Genomic DNA, 2528 nt, shown 5'->3' with positions numbered 1-2528 from the left:
GGAGAAGAACCCACTGACCCAGGCGCCCACCGCGCCCGCTGCCGCGTGGTTGGCCAGGGTCGCGGCGACGATGCCGGCGATGATCGGCCAGGGTTTGCGAAAGCGAGCGGCGAGAATCAGCGCGAGCAGTTGCGTCTTGTCGCCGATTTCGGCCAGCGCAACGATGGCGGTAGGTACGAGTAGAGAGTCCAGCATCAGGAAATTCCTAAGAGGGGCGGGTCGACACGGCTATGACACGTACAGCCTTCCCGCCCCGGGTAAGGTGTGCGTGTCATAGGTCTTGTCAAACCCAGCGACCATCTGCGTGGACGCTTGGGCCGCATACGCCATGGTCTGCTGACCAAGTATGTTGACGTATGCCGGGCGAGCTGGGCGCTCGCGGGAGACTACTCCCCTAGGACGGTGCGGATTCTGCCTAGGCAAATCCGATTGGGCAAGCGTTGTTTCCTAAAAAAACCTTAACCCCGCTTGGCCCGGTAGATGCGAAAACCCTGGCCTTCGGCCTTGATGGTGCACGTGCCGAGGTGTTCTTCGATCAGCGGCTGATATTTGAGGAAACTGTTGGCGACCAGGCGCAGTTCGCCGCCATTTTTCAGATGTTTAGCGGCTTTTCGCAGCAGGTTTTCCGTGGCGTGATAATCCGTGTGGACGCCGACATGGAACGGTGGGTTACTCAGGATCGCGTTCAGGCCCATGGGCGCGGCGTCGATCCCGTCACCGGTCAGCACGTCGGCTTCCAGGCCGTTGGCGGCCAACGTCAGGCGACTGCTGGCAGTGGCAAAGGCATCCACATCCAGTAATGTCACGGTGTTGTGCGGGTAACGACGCTTGACCGCCGCGCCCAGCACGCCAGCGCCGCAGCCGAAGTCCAGCAGGTGGCCGCTGGGCAGCTTGTCCAAGTGCTCCAGCAACAGCGCACTGCCGCGATCCAGCCGGCCGTGACTGAACACCCCCGGCAAGCTGATGACCTTCAGTGGACCTTCGGCCAATGGCAGCTCATAGGTCTGCGCCAGGCTTTCCAGCGGCTTGGCCTCGGGCGCATTGGCGACGGTGACTTGCCACAGTTGACAATGCCGCGCGCTGTCGAGCTTGCGTGGCTTGCCGAATGGGTTGAGTTGCTTGGACGCGCCCTCGATGCCGCTGCGTTTTTCGCCCACCAGGTACACCTCGCGACCGGCCAGGCGCGCGGCCACGGCGTTGAGGATGTAGTCGGTGAGGTCCTTGGCCTTGGGCAGGAACACCACCGCGGTGTCGAACCCACGCTCGGGTATGTTCACGCCGAAATGGCTGCGCTCCGGGAAGCGCGCATCCAGGGCCGCTTGATCGCCCGCATGCCAGCACCAGCCATGGGCCTCGGGCAAGCGGCCGAGCAGATCGTCGGCGGGCAGGCCGGCCAGCAGGACCGGACCCTGGAATAACTCAGGCTGACGAAGCAGTACTTCACTGCGCGGATCCATGGTCTGCTCCTTGAAAAAAAGTGCGGCAGTTTATCAACTGACGACTCGTCGCGCTGTACCGCTGAAAAATCCCTGGGCGTTTTCGCTAAGTTGGCCGACGATCCGTTGCCGTGCCTCGCGACTGCCCCAGGCGTTGTGGGGCGTGACGATCAACCGCGGGATATCGCCTGCCAAGAGCGGATTGCCCTGGGTGGGCGGTTCCACGCTCAATACGTCGGTGGCCGCCCCACCCAGGTGACCGCTGCGCAGGGCGTCGGCCAAGGCCTGCTCGTCGATCAGGCCGCCGCGTGCGGTGTTGACCACGAACGTACCGGGTTTGAGCAAGGCCAGCTCGCGAGCACCGATGAAATGGCGGGTGTGCTCGTTGAGCGGACAGTGCAGCGTCAGGGCGTCCACTTGTGGCAACAGTTGGTCCAATGGCAGGCGGTCGGGACGAGCGGGGCGTCCGGGAATCTGTCCCAGCAACACGCGCATGCCAAAGGCTTCGGCCAACCGAGCGACGGCGCCGCCCAATTCGCCATGGCCGAGCAGCCCGAGGGTCTTGCCTTGCAGTTCGACAATCGGATAATCCAGCAGGCAGAACTGCGAAGCCTGTTGCCAGCGACCTTCGCCCACGGCTTTTTGATAATCGGCCAGGCGCGTCGCCAGGTTCAGCAACAGCATGATCGTGTGTTGGGCGACCGACGGCGTGCCATAGCCCTGGCAGTTGCTGACGGTGATGCCATGGCGGCGGGCCGCGACCAGGTCGACGTTGTTGGTGCCGGTGGCGCTGATCAGGATCAGTTTCAGTTCGGGGTTCGCTGCCATCGCGGCTGCATCGATCACGACCTTGTTGGTGATCGCCACGGTGGCGCCCTTGAGCCGCTCTGTCACCTCATCCTTGCGAGTCCCGGCGAACAGTTGCAGCTCGCCGAAGCATTCGCGCAACGGGCCAAGCTCGAGGTCGCCGAGGTCCAGGGAAGGGTGATCGAGAAAAACTGCGCGGGCGGTATTGGTCATCAGCTGTACCTGTCATGGAAAGGACTGAAGGCGTAATGTGGCGAGCCTATCAGATGAATTGCCGTGGCGAGG

Annotated in this window: 3 protein-coding genes and 1 riboswitch; all 3 genes read right to left on the bottom strand. The window is 63.1% G+C overall.

Translation table 11 applies throughout. From position 1 onward, the window contains the following. On the bottom strand, window positions 1–192 hold a 192-nt coding region (locus OC610_RS25440), incomplete at its 3' end, for a TMEM165/GDT1 family protein (RefSeq protein ID WP_264431785.1). Between the two features lie 93 nt (window positions 193–285). Continuing rightward, window positions 286–407, bottom strand: a riboswitch (yybP-ykoY riboswitch). A 51-nt stretch (window positions 408–458) separates the two neighbouring features. Next, on the bottom strand, window positions 459–1457 hold the full coding sequence (locus tag OC610_RS25435) for a class I SAM-dependent methyltransferase (RefSeq protein ID WP_264431783.1): 999 nt from the start codon (window positions 1455–1457) through the stop codon (window positions 459–461). Window positions 1458–1490: 33 nt separating this feature from the next. Further along, window positions 1491–2456, bottom strand: coding sequence for a 2-hydroxyacid dehydrogenase (locus tag OC610_RS25430; RefSeq protein ID WP_264431782.1), 966 nt, complete (start codon window positions 2454–2456; stop codon window positions 1491–1493). Window positions 2457–2528 lie beyond the last annotated feature (72 nt).

The sequence above is a fragment of the Pseudomonas agronomica genome, from assembly GCF_025917275.1.
Lineage (GTDB): Bacteria > Pseudomonadota > Gammaproteobacteria > Pseudomonadales > Pseudomonadaceae > Aquipseudomonas > Aquipseudomonas agronomica.
This window is presented reverse-complemented; position numbering and strand designations above follow the sequence as displayed.

Bases quoted from the DNA above. Each gene is read 5' to 3' on its own strand.
- OC610_RS25435 (WP_264431783.1), bottom strand. From the start codon at position 1,457: ATGGATCCGCGCAGTGAAGTACTGCTTCGTCAGCCTGAGTTATTCCAG.
- OC610_RS25430 (WP_264431782.1), bottom strand. From the start codon at position 2,456: ATGACCAATACCGCCCGCGCAGTTTTTCTCGATCACCCTTCCCTGGAC.